Genomic DNA, 15,188 nt, shown 5'->3' with positions numbered 1-15,188 from the left:
GCGCGAGGCGTCCGGCTCCAGCCGTCCCGGACCGGTCGTCCCGGCCGCGGCGGAGTCTCCCCGCGACCGGCCCACCGGGTCGAACGGCACCGGTCGGACGCCTCTGGGCAGCCGCGCGTGTGCGCATAGCCTCGATTGAGGACCCACACAACCGCGCAGATCGGAGATGAGTCATGACCTCACCGCAGACAGACGGCCCGTCGGAGCCGCTCTTCTCTCGGCCCGGCGAGGCGACCGTCGCCCCGCGCCGCACCATCCCCCAGCAGGAGTCGTTGCCGGAGACGGCGAAGCAGATCGTCGACGACGAGACCATCCTCGACGGCAACTCGCGGCTGAACCTGGCGACCTTCGTCGGGACGTGGATGGACGACGACGCCCGTCAGGTGTACGAGAACGCGTTCGACAAGAACATGATCGACAAGGACGAGTACCCGCAGACCGCCGCGATCGAGGACAACTGCTGGCACATGCTCGCCGGTCTGTGGAACGCGCCGGACCCCGAGACGAGCATCGGCACCTCAACCATCGGCTCCTCGGAGGCGTGCATGCTGGGCGGGCTCGCGTTCAAGCGTCGCTGGCAGCACGCGCGCCGCGAGGCGGGCAAGGACACCACCAAGCCCAACCTCGTGATGTCCTCGGCGGTGCAGGTCTGCTGGGAGAAGTTCTGCAACTACTTCGACGTCGAGGCCCGCCTGGTGCCCATCAGCGAGGAGCACAAGACGCTCGACGGCCACGACCTGGACACCTACGTCGACGAGAACACCATCGGCGTCGTCGCCATCATGGGCGTGACCTACACCGGCATGTACGAGCCGGTGGCCGACATCGCCCGGGCGCTGGACGAGATCCAGGCCAAGACGGGCCTCGATGTCCCCATCCACGTCGACGGAGCCTCCGGGGCGATGATCGCGCCGTTCCTCCAGCCCGACCTCCTCTGGGACTTCCGCCTCGAGCGCGTGCACTCGATCAGCACGTCGGGCCACAAGTACGGCCTGGTGTTCCCGGGCCTCGGCTGGATCGTCTGGCGCGATCGCCAGTGGCTGCCCGAGGACCTCGTCTTCGAGGTCAGCTACCTCGGCGGCGAGATGCCCACCTTCGCGCTGAACTTCTCCCGGCCGGGCGCCCAGGTGCTGCTGCAGTACTACATGTTCCTGCGACTGGGTTACGAGGGATACCGGTCGGTGCAGCAGGAGTCGCAGAAGGTGGCGAAGTTCCTCGCCGAGGGCATCGCCAAGATCGACGCGTTCGAGCTGTGGAACGACGCCAGCGACATCCCCGTCTTCGCCTGGCGTCTCAAGAAGGGCCACACCGACAACTGGAACCTCTACCACCTCCAGGACCGGTTGCGGATGAAGGGCTGGCTGGTGCCGGCCTACCCGATGCCCGACGACATGACCGACCTCACGGTCCAGCGGATCGTGGTGCGCAACGGCCTGAGCATGGACCTGGCCGCCGATCTCCTCGCCGACATCGAGAAGGAGACGGTCTACCTCGACAACCTCGAGGGGCCGATGCCGGTCGAGGCTCCCCACCCCGCCTTCCACCACTGAGGGTCTGCCGCTGCAGCGAGCCGGAGCCCCCGCACCCGGTCACCTGGGTCGGGGTCGCTCCGGGTCGGGCTCCGTGGCGGTGGCGTCAGGAGGAGCTGCGGCAGGCGGCGGCTCCGCGCCGACGGCCGGCTGAGGCTCGGACCAGAGCCACTCCGCGGCCATGGTGAGCAGCACCCAGCACAGTCCGGTCACGAGCAGGTAGCGACCGAGGGCGACGTCGAGCGGCACGGCACCGGTCGCGGCGCCCGCCAGGGCCGGCGAGGTGAGGAGCGCGGCGACGACCAGCACCGTCCCGGAGATCGGCTTCACGCGGTCACCGCCAGGCGGTCGCCGGTGACGGTGCCGGCCGAGCGCACCTGCGCGGCGCCGGCGAGCTCGGTGTAGGACAGGACGGGGGTGCTCGGCAGCGCCGGGGCGACCATGCGGCGTACGGCCGCGCGCAGCTGGGGCGCGCAGACCACGACCGGGCGCAGGCCGCGCTCCTCCGCAGCCGTGCGCAGGTCGGACAGCTCGCCGAGCACGCTCTGGGCGATCATCGGGTCGAGCGCGACGACCGGGCCGTGGTCGCCGGGACGGACCGCCTCGAGCATCCGCTGCTCGAGCATCGGCTCGAAGCTGATGACGTGGATCGCGCCCTCCGTCAGGTGCGGGGCGGCGATGGCCGGGCCGAGCGAGGCGCGAGCGGCCTCGACCAGGACGTCGGGGTCCTTGGTGGCCTGCGCCTCGAGCGAGAGCGCCTCGAAGATGCGCACCAGGTCGCGCACCGCGACGCCCTCGGCGAGCAGGCCCTGCAGCACGCGCTGCACCTCGCCGAGGCTCAGCTGGGCCGGGGTCAGCTCCTCCACCACGACCGGGTGGCTGCTCCGGACCAGGTCGGTCAGCGTCTTGACGTCCTCGCGGCCCAGCAGCCGGGCGGCGTGCTGGCCCACGACCTCGGCGAGGTGGGTGGTGATGACCGAGGACCGGTCGACGACCGTGGCCCCGTTGAGCTCGGCCTGCACCCGCAGCTCGGCGGGGATCCACGACGCCTCGAGCCCGAAGACGGGCTCGCGGGTGGGCTGGCCGGGCAGGGCGCCGAGGTGGTCGCCGATCGCGAGGACGGTGCCGCGCGGGGCCTCGCCGCGCGCGACCTCGATGCCGAAGAGGCGGATGGCGTACGTGCTCGCGGGCAGGTCGATGCTGTCGCGGGTGCGCACGGGCGGCACGATGATGCCGAGCTCGCCGGCGATCTTGCGGCGCAGGCCCTTGACCCGGTCGAGCAGGTCGCCGCCGCTGGCGGGGTCGACGAGGTCGATGATGTCGGGCGAGAGCTCGAGGCCGAGCGGGTCGACCCGGATCTCGGCGGCGAGCAGCTCGGGGGTGTCGGGCGCGGAGCTCAGCGCCTGCTCCGCCACCACCTCGGGCTCGTCGGCGGCCGGCTGGGGCACCCGCGTCGAGGCCAGCAGCATGATCCCGCCGGCGACGACGAAGGGCAGCTTGGGCAGGCCCGGGATCAGGCAGATGCCGAGCGCGCCGAAGCCGGCGATCTGCAGCGGCACCTTGTTGTTGGTGAGCTGTCGCAGGATGTCGGAGCCCATGTCGGAGTCGCCGGTGTTGCGGGTGACGATGAGGCCGGTGGCCGTCGACAGCAGCAGGGCGGGGATCTGCGAGACCAGGCCGTCGCCGACCGAGAGCAGGCTGTAGGTGGTGATCGCGTCGCCGAACGACATGCCCCGCTGCGCCATCCCGACGGCGAACCCGCCGAGGAGGTTGACGAGGGTGATCACGATCGCGGCGATGGCGTCGCCCTTGACGAACTTCGACGCGCCGTCCATCGAGCCGTAGAAGTCGGCCTCGGCGTGCACCTCGTGGCGGCGTCGCCGGGCCTCGTCCTCGTCGATGAGCCCGGAGTTGAGGTCGGCGTCGATGGCCATCTGCTTGCCGGGCATCGCATCGAGGGTGAAGCGCGCGCCCACCTCCGCGACCCGCTCGGCGCCCTTGGTGATCACGACGAACTGGATGACCAGCAGGATCGCGAAGACGATCAGCCCGACGATCAGCGAGCCGCCCACCACGAAGTGGCCGAAGGTGTCGATGACCTTGCCGGCGTAGCCGTCGAGCAGGACCAGCCGGGTGGCGCTGACGTTGAGCGCCAGGCGGAAGAGGGTGAGCACCAGCACGACGGCGGGGAAGGCCGCGAACTCCAGGGGCCGGTGCACGAACATCGCGACGAGCAGCACCAGCAGGGCGCTGGTGATGTTGAACGCGATGAGCATGTCGAGCATGACCGGCGGCAACGGCACCACCAGCATCACGATGATGAGCACGATGCCGGCGGGCACACCCAGCTGGAGAAGGCGCTTGGAGACCACGGGTGAGGATGCCTTTCGGGTCGTCGCTGACGCGGGTCGCGCCGTCCGTGGCACCGGGTGACGCCGTCCTGGCCTCACGCCTCCCATCGGCCGGCGGCGCCCGCACCTGAGGGATTGGCGGTGGCCGGTCCCGGCGCGACGGGAGCAGCGGGCCCGACCGCCCGGCGCCGACGTCCCGCCGCGGGCGCGTCCGGCAGCTCGGGGTCGGTCCGCGGGGTGCCGTGCTCGCCGCCGCGCACCCCGGACACGCGGCGCGAGATGACGAACGCGAGGACCTGCGCGACCGCGGCGTAGAGCTCGGCCGGGATCTCCTGGCCGACCGTGGTGGAGCGGTGCAGGGCCCGGGCCAGCGGCACGTCCCGCACCAGCGGCACGCCGTGCTCGAAGGCCCGCTCGCGGATCCGCTGGGCCACCAGCCCCTGGCCGCGGGCCACCACTCGCGGCGCCCCCCGGCTGGCGTCGTACGACAGCGCGACGGCGACGTGGGTGGGGTTGACGAGCACCACGTCGGCGGTGGGCACGTCGGCCATCATCCGGTTGCGCGAGGCGGCCAGCTGGCGCGAGCGGATCGCCCCCTTGAGCATCGGGTCGCCCTCGGTCTGCTTGCTCTCCTGCTTGACCTCGTGCTTGGACATCCGGGTCTTCTTGCCCATCCGGCGCCGCACGACCGCGTAGTCGGCGACGGCCATGACGAGCCCGGCGACCGCGACGGTGCGCAGCAGGCCGAGCACCTCGTCGTGGACCGCCTCGAGCACCGCGCTGATCGGCACGAGGCCGCCGATCAGCGGCATGATGGCCGTCACCGCGCCGTAGGCCACGAAGCCGACGACGGCGCTCTTGAGCATCATCTTGGCGCCCTCCCACAGCGCCTGCGGGCCGAAGACGCGCTTGAAGCCCTGGATCGGGTCGAGCTTCTTGAGCGAGGGCTTGACCGACTTGGTCGCCATGAAGAACCCGCCCTGGGCCAGCGCTGCGGCCACGCCGACGACCATCACCGCCGAGCCGAGCACCACCAGCGTCACCAGCACGTGCTGGGCCCCGCGGCCGAGCAGCGTGGTGGCGTCGGCGACCTCCACCCGGCCGTCGAGGCTGAAGCAGTCGCGCATCAGCTCGGCGAGGGCCGTGAGCTCGCGGCCGAGCAGGGGCGGCAGCACCATCGCCACGATCAGCAGCGTCAGCCACCCGCCGAGCTCCTGGGTGCGCGGGACCTGGCCCTCCTTGCGCGACTCCTTGCGCCGGCGCGCGGTGGGCTTCTCGGTCTTCTCCTCCGACATCGCTCACCCACCCACGAGCGTGAACTGGGCCTCGTTGGCGAGGTCGACGAGACGCGAGACCGCCTCCGGGAGCACGGGGAAGGACAGGCCGAGCAGCAGCAGGGTGAGGCCGATCTTGGCCGGGAACATCACGTTGATGGCGTTGAGGTGAGGCGCCACCTTGGTGAGCAGCGCCAGCCCGAGGTCGGCGACGAAGAGGACCGCCACGAGCGGCAGCGCGATCTGCACGGCGGTCACGAAGAACATGCCGAACGCCGTCAGCAGCACGTGCGAGGCGCCCTCGAGGCGCGGCACCTCACCGAGCGGCAGCACGTCGAAGGTGCGCAGCAGGCCGCCGAGGACCAGCAGGTGCCCGCCCGTGGCGAACAGGATCATCACGGCGAGCATCTGGTGGAGCTTGCCGAAGACGGTGTTCATGTTCATCGACAGCGGGTCGAAGCCCTGGGCGAGCTGGAAGCCGCCGAAGGTGTCGATGAGCGAGCCGGCCGTCGCGACCGCCGCCAGCAGGACGTAGGTCACCAGGCCCAGCGCCGAGCCGACGACGACCTGGGTGAGCGTGGTCAGGAGCAGCCCGCCCGTCGCGGTGGGGATGCTGCCGCCCTCGACGGAGGGCACGACGGCGAAGGCGAGGCCGAGCGAGAGCACCACCTTGGCCATGAGCGGGACGGCGCGGCCGGCGAAGGGCGGCACGAGGGCCAGCCAGGCGATGATGCGCACCGACGCCAGCAGGTAGGCCAGCAGCGGCTCGCCCGCCACGGTCAGGGTCATGGCTCAGCCCAGCAGCGTGGGGATGAGGTCGAAGAGGTCCTCGGTGAAGTCGACGAGGGTCTGCAGCATCCAGCCGCCCGAGATCAGCAGCGCGACCCCGACCCCGACCAGCTTGGGCACGAAGGCGAGGGTGAACTCCTGGATCTGGGTCATCGACTGGAACAGCGAGATGGTGAACCCGATGACCAGCGAGGTCACCAGGATCGGCGCGGAGAGCTTCAGCGCGACCACCATGGTCTGCAGGGCGATGTTGATGACGGTGGTGTCGGTCATGGCGGCCTACCGATAGCTCGACACGACGGAGGTGATGACCAGGCCCCACCCGTCGACGAGGACGAAGAGCAGCAGCTTGAACGGCAGCGACACCATCACCGGCGGCATCATCATCATGCCCAGCGCCATCAGCGCCCCGCTCACCACGATGTCGATGACGAGGAACGGGATGAAGACGATGAAGCCGATGATGAAGGCCTGCTTGAGCTCGCTGAGCACGAAGGACGGCACGAGCGTGGCCATCGACACGTCGTCCCGGTTGGCGGGCAGGTCGCGCCCGGCCACGTTGGTCAGCAGTCGCAGCTCGTCGTCGCCGGTCTGGTCGAGCATGAAGTCGCGCAACGGCTCGACGCCGTCCCCGTAGGCCGCGGTGGCGGTCTTGTCGCCGTCGAGGTAGGGCTGGAGGCCGGTGTCGTTCATCTGGCCCAGCACCGGCGCCATGATGAACAGCGACAGGAAGAGGGCGAGCCCGGCGAGCACCTGGTTGGGCGGGATGCCCTGCAGGCCGAGGGCGTTGCGGGTCAGGCCGAGCACCACCAGGACCTTGGTGAAGCTCGTGCAGGTCAGCAGGATGGCCGGGAGCAGCGAGAGCAGCGACAGCGCCAGGATGACGGTGACCGGCGTGCTGGGCTTGTCGGTGAGGCCACCGAGGTCGATCGTCACCGAGCTGTCCCCGCCGCCGGGGCCGTCGGGGGCGCGCGGGCCGCGGGGGCCGTCGGGCGCCGTGGGCGTCATCGGCACCGCGACCACCACGGTCGCCGCGGGGCCGGCGGCCGGGGCCGCCGCGGCCGCCGGAGCGCCCAGTCCGAGCAGCACGGCGACGGCTCCCAGGGCCGAGGCGACGGTGGCGACCAGGAGTCGGGCCAGGAGTCGGGCGAGCCGCCTGCGCGCGCTCACGACGCCTTGCCCGTGGCGGCCGCGACGGCCTGGCGCCACGTCTGCGCGGACAGGACCGACCCGGACAGGACCGACCCGGACAGCGCGCCGTGCTCGGACGGCGTACGTCGTGCGGCGGGGGTGGCGCGGTGTGCCCCGCGCCGGGCGTCGGCGACGTCGACCGGACGCGGCGCGGGTGCCTCGGCGACGGCGCAGGCGGGCAGCTCGTGGTCGAGGAGCGCCCCGTCGAGCCCGTCGAGCCCGTCGAGCCCGTCGAGCTCGTCGGGGTCGAGCTCGGCGAGCAGGCTGACCTGGTGGTCGGTGCTGCCGAGGACCAGCACCCGCCCGCCCACGGTGATCACCGAGACGGAGGCGCTGCGCGAGAGCGCTTGGCGGTGCACGACCTGCACCGGGGCACCGGGGCGGGCGCCGTAGCGCTTGCCGACCAGTCGCGCGAGCAGCAGCAGGAGTCCCACGACGACCGCCAGGGAGGCGACCAGTCGTACGGTCAGCTCGAGCACGTCAGCCCGCTGCGCTGTCGTCGACGATCTCGGTGATCCGCAGGCCGAAGTCCTCGTCGACGATGACGACCTCGCCGCGGGCGATGAGGCGGCCGTTGACCAACAGGTCGGCGGGGCCGCCGGCGGCGCGGTCGAGCTCCAGCACGTCGCCGGGTGAGAGGGCGAGCAGCTCGCGCACGGTCATCCGGGTGCGGCCGAGCTCGACGGCGACCTCGAGGTCGACCCCGTACAGCATCTCGATGCCGCGCGAGGCGGGCAGCGCGATGGCCTCCTCGGGGGCTGCGGAGGCGACACCTGGGGCGAGCGCACCCGCCGTCGCGATCACCGCGTCGGGCACGAGAAGCGCGCCGCACGGCACGCCGCCGCCCAGGAGCGGGACCGCGGTGGCGGGCCCGGCGACGTCGGATCCGACGAGCTCGGTCGCGACCTCGCGGGCCGCCCCGCACCCGGTGCCGAGCGCGGCGGCTGCGGCGTCGAGGGCCGGCTGCGTCGCAGCGGCCAGGTCGAGGCCACCGAGCGGGCTGGCGGCGAGGGCGTCGACGAGGTCGGCGCCCACCAGGACGGCGATGCGCGGCGCGCCCGGGAGGTGCAGGTCGGCGACGACCGCCCCGGCGAAGCCCGCCGCGGCGTCCGGGCCACCGGGCGCCGGCGTGCCCGCGACGAGGGCCGTCGGCGCCGGCAGCACGCCGGCCGCGGCCGCGGCGGCCGCCGTGACGGGTCCGAGGGCCTGCTCGGCGGTGGGGACGGTCAGGGTGCTCATGCGTTCTCCTTGGTCGTGCCGACGACCAGCGCGGCGAGCCGGGCACCGTGGGTGCCGGCCGTGGCCTGGGCGAAGGTGGTCTCGCCGACGACGACGTCGAGCGGGTCGGTGGCGCCGTGGCCGAGGCGCACCACGTCGCCGACGGCGAGGGTGGCGAGGGCGTCGGGCGGAAGGTGGGACGTGCGGAACCGGACGACGGCGTCGACGGGCACGTCCCGGAAGCGCCGGTCGACGAGCTCGGCCGCCCGGGAGCGCTGCTGTCGCTGCTTCTCGGTGACCGGTGCGGGGGCCGCGGCGCGGACCAGGTGGGGGTGAAGGCCCACGAGCGGCAGGCACAACGTCACCGGATGCCGGCGGTCCCCGACGAGGAGCTCGAACGCGGCGACGACGACCGTCTCGCCGGGCGCGGCCGCCTGGACCATCCGGGGGTCGTACTCCACGCCGACGAGGGCCGGTGTGGTCGCGACGATGCCGGCGAGGCTGCGGGAGAGCTCGTCGAGCAGCCGCACCGCGAGGTCGTGCACGACGGCGGACTCGAGCTCGGTGAGCGGGCGCCGGGGCTGCACACCGGCGCCGGCGCCGCCGAGCATGTGGTCGATCGCGCTCATCACGAACGACAGCGGCACGTCGAGCAGCGCGTGCCCGGGCAGCGGCTCGGCACTCATCGTCACCGCGTACGTCAGCTCGTCCAGCGTGGCGACGTGCTCGTCGTAGGTGCGCTCCGACACGTCGAGCAGCTGCGCGGTGCACACCGTGCGGAGCGCGGACGTGACCACCGTCGCCATCTGGCGCGCGAACCGGTCGAGGCACACCTGGAGGAGCCGGGCGTGCTCGCGGGACAGCTGCACGGGCCGGCGGAAGTCGTACGCCGTCGGTGTCGCGCCGCCGCGGGCGCGCCGGCGCGACCGGGCACCGGAGTGCACGGTGGGGCGCAGGTCGTCGCGGGGCGGCGGGGAGGTCACGCACCACCCATCGGCCCGGGCCGGACCGAGTTGAGGACTACTGGGTGACGAACTCTGTGAAGTACACCTCCAGCACGTCGCCGTGGTAGTCCTCGTGGAGCCGCTCCTCGAGCCGGTCCTTGAGCTTCTGGCGCTCGCCCGCCTTCGCCAGCTGGGCCTCGTCCCCGCCGCTGAAGAGGTCGATCGTCGCGTCGAGCGCCTTGCTGCCGTCGGCCGCGTGGGCGTCGGCGGAGAGCTGGAGCGCGACGCCGATGCGGAGGTAGTGGCCGTCGGCGAGGTTGATCTGGATCGGCTCCATCGTCATCACCTCGCCCGGCTCCGGCTCGGTGGGCGCGCCGGGTCTCAGCAGGAACCACCAGCCGGCGGCGACCAGCGCCAGGGCCAGGCCGACGAGGACGAGCGTGTTCTTGCCCCGCTTCGGCGCCGCGGTCTCGGTCGCGGGCGCGGTGGGCCGGTCCAGCATGGTGCTCATGACGATCCTCCGGTGGTCGGGTCAGGGGTGGCCGCGACGTCGTCGAGCAGCTCGCGAGCCGAGGCGGGGAGCGCGGAGAGGACGACGAGGTCCACCCGCTTGTTGACCCGCTGCGACCCCGGCCGCGCGGGGTCCACGAGCGGGTCCTCGTGGCCGAACGCCGCGGCGCTGAGGCGTTCGCCGGGCAGGCCGCCGACCTCCTGCAGGTAGCGCAGCACGGTCACCGCCCGCGCCGAGGACAGATCCCAGTCGGTGGCGAAGTAGCGCGGCTTCACCGGCACCTGGTTGGTGTGGCCGTCGATGCGCAGGTCCTCGGTGCTCGCGCGGAGCACCGGCGCGACGGCCTCGAGCACCCGGCGGCCGCGACCGCTGAGCTCGGCACGGTCGGGCTCGAAGACGACGTGGCGCGAGGTGAGGCTCAGCACCAGGCCGCGGTCGTCGATGGTGCGGGTGACGTCGTCGGCCAGCCCGGCGCGGCGCAGCGCCCGGGCGAGCTGGTCGCCGAGCTCGTCGAGCCGGGCGAGCTCGGCACGCGCGTCGGCGTACCGCGCCTCCTGGGCGGCCAGCGCCCGCTCGGCGCGCTGGTCCCTCGGCGAGGATCCGGGGAAGTTCTCGGCACGCACCGGTGCGATCGAGGCCGTGCCGGGCTGCTCGAGGATCGACTCCGAGCCCGTCATCACCGACGTGGACTCCCCGAAGCCGGCGGCGAGGCCGGCCTTGAGGGCGTTGAACTTGCGCTCGTCGACGACGCTCATCGAGAACATCACGATGAACAGCACCATCAGCAGCGTGACCATGTCGGCGTAGGTGACCAGCCACCGCTCGTGGTTCTCGTGCTCCTCGGGCTCCTCCACCCGACGCCGGCGCGACCCGGCGCTCACGACACCGCCCCGCACACGTCAGGCCGCCTTCGCGTCGGCGGGCTGCTCGCCGGCCGGCAGGAGGGAGGACAGCTTCTGGGCGATGATCCGCGGGTTGGCGCCGGCCTGGATGGCCGCGACGCCCTCGATGACGAGCTCCATGCGCGCCGCCTCGAGCTCGGTGAGCCGCTTGAGGCGGTTGCCGATGGGCAGCCAGATGACGTTGGCCGACATCACGCCCCACAGGGTCGCGATGAAGGCGGCGGCGATGAGGTGGCCGAGCTCCTCGGGCTGGGCGAGGTTCTCCAGCACGTGGACCAGGCCCATCACCGTGCCGACGATGCCGATCGTCGGGGCGTACGCGCCGGCGTCGGCGAAGAACTTCGCCGACTGCCTGCCCTGCGCCTTGCCGGCGCGCACCTCCGCCTCGAGGATGTCGCGCACCTCCTCCGGGTCGGTGCCGTCGATGGCCAGGGTGACCCCCTTGACGAGGAACGGGTCGTCGACCGACTTCAGGTCCTCCTCCAGCGCGAGGAGGCCCTCGCGGCGCGCCTTCTCGGCGAGCGCGACGACCATCGGGACGATGTCGCCGGCCGGGCGCACCTTGGCGGTGAAGGCGGTCTTGAGCGAGACCAGTGCGTGCTTGGCGTCGGGGATCGTGCCGCCGGCCATCGTCACCATCAGCGTGGTGCCGAGGACGAGCAGCATCGGCGGGGCGAGCAGCAGGCTGGTGGGGTCGCCGCCCTCCATGACGTTGGCGACGACGATGATGACGAGACCCGCCAGGACCCCGATCAGGGTTGCCGGATCCATCAGTCCTCCGCTCCCGTCGCGACAGTGCTGGGCACGGCGGCCAGGTGGGCGCGCTGCGCCCAGGCGTGGGCCTCGCCTCCGGTGCTGGCCGCGATGATGCCGCCACGCCAGGCGCGGACCAGGTCGACGACCTGGGCCAGGCCCTCGGCGACGACGTACTTCTTGCCGTCGACGAGGGTGACCACCGTGTCCGGCGTGCTGTCGAGTCGCTCGATCAGGTCGGCGTTCAGGACGAACGCGGAGCCGGAGAGCCGGGTCAACACAATCATGTCGGTGCACCATCCCTGTGCGAGAGAACGCGATGCCCGTCCGTGGGCCTCGACTCCCCCATCGGTCCCCGGGCGCCCGACCTGAGACAAGCGCGGGAGGGAAATTCGCCCACGCGGAGTGGGACGTGCAGTGGGCGCGGTCAGCAGGCGCCGGAGGAGTACTCGACGTCGACGTCGACGTCCGCGTCCTGGAACAGGCCGCCCTCGTAGGACACCTCGAGGCAGCCGGCGATGGAGGCGTCCTCGGCGCTCACGAGCTCGAAGCGGTCGGTGGTGGGGGTGGGCGCGCCGAACGCCGAGTCCTCGGTGACCGTGCCGGCCTCGGTCACCGTGACGTCACCGCGTCCGAGCGCCTTCGCGACCCGCTCGACCCCGGGCGTGCCGTACTTGAAGTAGGGGCCGGCGAGCTCGCTGGCCGCGTTGCGGCCCGCCGCGTCGAGCCGGTCCTGGCTGAGCGGTGCGGCGGCGCCGGCCGTCGAGACCAGCGCGGCCAGGCCGACGACCACGGCCGCGACTCCCGACACGACCCGGCCCAGCGCGAACACCGCCGCGGACGGCTCGTTGGCCTCCGGGTGCCTGAACTGCCAGGCGGTCGTGGCGTACCAGAGCCTGCGGGGATCGATGACCGTCAGGAGTACCAGCACGATCGTGAGGAGCCACAGCACGGCGATCATGACCCGCACCGTTCCCCCCACGCCGGCGGGCCAAACGCCCGCCGCGACCGACCCCCGTGGCCGGGCGGCGAGCGGGCCGCCCGGCCACCGCGGTCGTCAGCGCTTCTGCCGGAATGTCAGGGGTGTCTCCTCTGTCCGTTGAGAACGAGGGTGTCTCTGCCGTTTGAAGACCCCTCACAGTGCTCGGAGCATCAAACCTGTCTCTAGTATCGGCCGCCGACCAAGCACCTTGAGGGTGCGACTGCGCGGCCGACTGGATGGGTCTAGCGCCGACGTCGCTTGGCTCGGTTGGCAGCGGCTTCGACTCGCCGTTTGATGTCCGGCGTCTCCTGGACGTACAGCAGCGGCATGCCCATCGACAGGACCGAGAACGAGTACCCGGGGCCGTCATCGTCCTGCGGCGGGGACAGGAGCGCGGAGATGGTCTCGCGCTGGAGCGGCTTGACGCGATGCTTGCCGGTCTGGTTGGTGTAGCGGAGGCGAGCGACGGTCCAGAGGTTCTCGATCTGGTCGATCACCAGGTGGGTGAGGGCCAGCCTGCGGTCCGCTGGGATCCAGTGGGTGGTCTGCTGCCACTGGCTGCGTCCCGCCTTGTCGTTCATGACCGTTTCGAGGAGGGTGATCGAGGGGCCCGTGCTGGACAAGAACGGGTTGGCCGGGTCGTCTTGCGACAGCATCTGCATGGCTGCGTTGCCGGGGACAGCACTGAGGCCGTGCTTGGCGGAGTTGTACAGGCTGGCCTCGCGGTCGTGGCGGTCGCAGCACTCGCCGATCAGGATCGTGAGCCCCTCCATGGCGGAGACCCATGCCTCCTCGCTCGTGTCAGGGGGGAGGGTGTTGCGGTCCTGTCGGTAGTAGAAGACCTTGGCGAGGTTGTCCTGGGTGTGTGGTTCGAACAGTCGCTTGCGGAGGTCGCGCAGTCGCTGAGGGTAGACACCCCGCTGCTTGAGGCGAGCGACCTCCAGCCATGGGCAGAGCGCGTCGTTCTCCAACGCGATGAGGAGGCGCAGCAGGGTCTCGGCGGCATGGTGGAACAGCACGATGGCTTCGAGTGCGACAAACAGCGATCGGTCGTCGTCGGTGACGTCGTCTCCACCCATGTCGCCGCGGCTCTCCAGTTCGCCCACCTTCAGGCCAGCGTCGAGAGCCGCCTGGACGTGCTCGCCTCCGTGCGCGACGAGCATGGCCCCTTGCAGGCGGTGACGGAGGAAGACGTGGGGGGCGTGCTGACCGGTGAAGAACTGCTGATTGAGGTCGTCGTACTGCTCGACTGCGAGCCCGATGTCCTCGATTCGTTCCGCCCCCATGTGACAGAACGTATGCGACATCGGGGGCTCCCGTGGGCGAACACCTCGTCATCCAGTGGTGGGGTGTCGGGAGAGGTGGCTACGGTCGTCCGTACAGGTCGCATGGTCGAGCGACGCCCATCTAGTGACGCTGGCGAGGTTCGACCGTGATCGAGGAGATCGAGATCCCGTGGCCGGTCGAGGTGCTGCGAGACCTTGGCTTCCAACCGCGTGACGCGGTCCGGCTCAGCGCTGTGCTGCCGCCGGTGGAGGTGGGCGTCGTGGCGCCGCTGCATCAGCATGTGCTGGAGACGACTCCCGAGATGCGCTACTGGTACTGGCACGAGCCAGCCGCACACGTCTTGTGGGCGCTGACAAACATCACCATCCACCAAGCCATCAGCCTGACCAGAGCAGGGCGAGGCCTCATCGACGTGATCGTCATCTACGACGCCGTCGAGGCTCATGTACACCGGCGGATGTCGATCGAAGGCTTCGACATCGTGCACGCGTGGGCGATGGAGCGGCTGGTCCCCCGTCACCGGCTGGCGCGGTACATCGGCCTGGGCTTCCCTCCGGCGAAGGCTGCTGCGTTGGAGGCTGATCCCGGCGGGCCACCCTCGGAGGACGCGCTCGACATGCTTGCCGCACTGCGGCGGTCCCCGCTCTAACCGAGCCCAGACCGGCTCGCGGCTCGCCTCCGATCGAGGACTTGGCCGCTCACGCAACCCCGGCCGAGGAGGACGAGGATGCGCCCATGAAAGTGACCCGAGCCGCCTGCAACGACGGCTCGGGCCACTCGGGATGATCCAGTTCGCCTACCACTGCGCCCCGGACCCACGCGGTCAACGTCGAGAGCCCTAGCACCGGCCCTCGACGCGACAACGCTGGGTGGCGCAGTCCACCTGTCAACCGTGGACCGATCCACCACAGTCAGTATGGGTCAGAGGACCGACGGCCCCGGTAGAACCGAAGCCGGAGGCCTCGCAGCCAGCCCTGTGTGAGCCCATCGCGGCCGATCCGGACACCCGCGATCTAGTGCTCGGCGGGCGGGACGACCTCGTCCCTAGCGCTTCTGCGTCGTACATGCTCGTCGACCACCTGTTGGTGCGTGCTGGTCCTGCCAGCCTCGGCGTCGGACAGGCCCTCCCGAATTGCGGCCATCAGCGTTGTGTCAGCGAGAACCTCCGCGGTGACGGCCTCTGGGTCCTCGTGCCCCGCCATGCGCACAAGACTACGCCGACTGCGCTCCGTCGGGAGCGCCCGCGAAGCAGCGACGGGCCCGCACGCCGCATGCCGGAATCCGGCGCCATCAGTGGCCTATTGGGCGAACACGGACGCACTCATCGCGGCAGATCCGGACGTCTGGCCGCGTGGCAGGCACAGAGATTGGTGATCCGCTGCTGGAACGGCGGATGGGACCGTAGCGTCCAACGCCTATTCGAGGAGGGGCGTTATGCAGACTCAACGACTGCGGGG

The 15,188-nt window shown here is 71.5% G+C and carries 17 protein-coding genes; 2 read left to right on the top strand and 15 right to left on the bottom strand.

All coding sequences use genetic code 11. The features are described 5' to 3' along the window. Positions 1-173: 173 nt before the first annotated feature. A complete protein-coding gene (gene gad, locus AC54T2_RS05445; protein ID WP_186339871.1) occupies positions 174-1,550 on the top strand; it encodes a glutamate decarboxylase in 1,377 nt (458 codons plus the stop codon). A gap of 39 nt (positions 1,551-1,589) precedes the next feature. On the opposite strand, the gene AC54T2_RS05440 is transcribed toward gad, so the two are convergent. The 15 genes from AC54T2_RS05440 to AC54T2_RS05370 all read right to left on the bottom strand — a co-directional run bounded on the left by AC54T2_RS05440 (position 1,590) and on the right by AC54T2_RS05370 (position 13,730). Next, entirely contained in the window at positions 1,590-1,859 is a 270-nt protein-coding gene (locus AC54T2_RS05440) for a hypothetical protein (protein ID WP_186339870.1), read from the bottom strand. Beyond that, a complete protein-coding gene (locus AC54T2_RS05435) occupies positions 1,856-3,901 on the bottom strand; it encodes a flagellar biosynthesis protein FlhA (RefSeq protein WP_496665713.1) in 2,046 nt (681 codons plus the stop codon). Before AC54T2_RS05435 ends, AC54T2_RS05440 begins: the two co-directional genes overlap by 4 nt. A gap of 74 nt (positions 3,902-3,975) precedes the next feature. Beyond that, a complete protein-coding gene (locus AC54T2_RS05430) occupies positions 3,976-5,175 on the bottom strand; it encodes an EscU/YscU/HrcU family type III secretion system export apparatus switch protein (RefSeq protein WP_496665712.1) in 1,200 nt (399 codons plus the stop codon). A gap of 3 nt (positions 5,176-5,178) precedes the next feature. Next, positions 5,179-5,943 carry a flagellar biosynthetic protein FliR gene (locus tag AC54T2_RS05425; protein WP_496665711.1) on the bottom strand — a complete coding sequence of 255 codons (765 nt, stop codon included), beginning with the start codon at positions 5,941-5,943 and terminating at the stop codon, positions 5,179-5,181. Positions 5,944-5,946: 3 nt separating this feature from the next. After that, positions 5,947-6,216 carry a flagellar biosynthesis protein FliQ gene (gene fliQ, locus AC54T2_RS05420; protein WP_186339866.1) on the bottom strand — a complete coding sequence of 90 codons (270 nt, stop codon included), beginning with the start codon at positions 6,214-6,216 and terminating at the stop codon, positions 5,947-5,949. 6 nt (positions 6,217-6,222) lie between these two features. Further along, positions 6,223-7,113 carry a flagellar type III secretion system pore protein FliP gene (gene fliP / locus AC54T2_RS05415; protein WP_496665710.1) on the bottom strand — a complete coding sequence of 297 codons (891 nt, stop codon included), beginning with the start codon at positions 7,111-7,113 and terminating at the stop codon, positions 6,223-6,225. After that, positions 7,110-7,613 (bottom strand): flagellar biosynthetic protein FliO, encoded by a 504-nt coding sequence (locus AC54T2_RS05410; protein WP_496665709.1) that lies wholly within the window; start codon positions 7,611-7,613, stop codon positions 7,110-7,112. The genes fliP and AC54T2_RS05410 overlap by 4 nt, the downstream gene beginning before the upstream one ends. Position 7,614: 1 nt before the next feature. Further along, a complete protein-coding gene (fliN, locus tag AC54T2_RS05405) occupies positions 7,615-8,373 on the bottom strand; it encodes a flagellar motor switch protein FliN (RefSeq protein ID WP_186339864.1) in 759 nt (252 codons plus the stop codon). Further along, complete coding sequence (locus AC54T2_RS05400; protein WP_186339863.1) at positions 8,370-9,335, bottom strand: flagellar motor switch protein FliM; 966 nt, start codon at positions 9,333-9,335, stop codon at positions 8,370-8,372. Before AC54T2_RS05400 ends, fliN begins: the two co-directional genes overlap by 4 nt. A 37-nt stretch (positions 9,336-9,372) precedes the next feature. After that, positions 9,373-9,807: a flagellar basal body-associated FliL family protein gene (locus AC54T2_RS05395; RefSeq protein ID WP_489975480.1), complete on the bottom strand. Its 435-nt coding sequence runs from the start codon at positions 9,805-9,807 to the stop codon at positions 9,373-9,375. Continuing rightward, complete coding sequence (locus AC54T2_RS05390; protein WP_496665708.1) at positions 9,804-10,688, bottom strand: OmpA/MotB family protein; 885 nt, start codon at positions 10,686-10,688, stop codon at positions 9,804-9,806. Before AC54T2_RS05390 ends, AC54T2_RS05395 begins: the two co-directional genes overlap by 4 nt. Positions 10,689-10,706: 18 nt before the next feature. Next, positions 10,707-11,480, bottom strand: coding sequence for a motility protein A (locus tag AC54T2_RS05385; protein ID WP_186339860.1), 774 nt, complete (start codon positions 11,478-11,480; stop codon positions 10,707-10,709). Further along, positions 11,480-11,749: a flagellar FlbD family protein gene (locus AC54T2_RS05380; protein WP_186339859.1), complete on the bottom strand. Its 270-nt coding sequence runs from the start codon at positions 11,747-11,749 to the stop codon at positions 11,480-11,482. Before AC54T2_RS05380 ends, AC54T2_RS05385 begins: the two co-directional genes overlap by 1 nt. A gap of 140 nt (positions 11,750-11,889) precedes the next feature. Continuing rightward, positions 11,890-12,423, bottom strand: coding sequence for a DUF6199 family natural product biosynthesis protein (locus tag AC54T2_RS05375; RefSeq protein WP_489975477.1), 534 nt, complete (start codon positions 12,421-12,423; stop codon positions 11,890-11,892). Between the two features lie 263 nt (positions 12,424-12,686). Then, positions 12,687-13,730, bottom strand: coding sequence for a hypothetical protein (locus tag AC54T2_RS05370; RefSeq protein WP_489975476.1), 1,044 nt, complete (start codon positions 13,728-13,730; stop codon positions 12,687-12,689). Positions 13,731-13,876: 146 nt separating this feature from the next. Here AC54T2_RS05370 and AC54T2_RS05365 point away from each other — a divergent pair, with 146 nt between their 5' ends. Further along, entirely contained in the window at positions 13,877-14,380 is a 504-nt protein-coding gene (locus AC54T2_RS05365; protein WP_489975475.1) for a hypothetical protein, read from the top strand. Positions 14,381-15,188: the final 808 nt, after the last annotated feature.

This window comes from Nocardioides sp. Z35_8, from assembly GCF_059621125.1.
Note: the sequence above shows the minus strand (reverse complement) of the source record. Positions and strands in the feature narration are given on the sequence as shown.